The sequence below is a fragment of the Tamlana crocina genome, from assembly GCF_012037625.1.
The window spans coordinates 1-385 of the sequence record NZ_JAAVJS010000408.1 but is presented as its reverse complement, the minus strand read 5'-3'; the positions used below and the strand labels follow the sequence as shown (position 1 = coordinate 385).

Genomic DNA, 385 nt, shown 5'->3' with positions numbered 1-385 from the left:
AGAACAGCAGTAAGGATCACATTATTTCTCACGTCGTCAAAAACGATCTTGTCATAAGTATCACGGTTGGTGTGCCAGGTGTAGTTCCAGTATGCCCAGTTCAAAGAGCTAAGGTTAAAAGCGGGAGCTCCTGCGGCAACAAAGGAAGCATAATCTGAACCTCCTCGCCCGGGGCTACCGGGAAAAATGGTTTCTATATGCTGAGAGACAGTATCGGGTACTTTTGCCAACCAGTCTCCAAGATAATCATAGGCGTGTAAAAATCCATTCCCGGAGATATTTACCACTCTTCCGGTTCCGTTATCCTGGTTGAAAACCGCCTGAATGTTCTTCACAATTTCGGGATGGTCTTCCACAAAAGCACGGGAACCGTTAAGCCCCTGCT

General features: G+C 47.0%; 1 protein-coding gene. It reads right to left on the bottom strand.

Annotated features, from left to right (window positions below; translation table 11 throughout):
• Positions 1–385 (bottom strand): M28 family peptidase (locus HC176_RS17345; protein ID WP_167920259.1); only part of this gene is annotated, 385 nt, incomplete at both ends.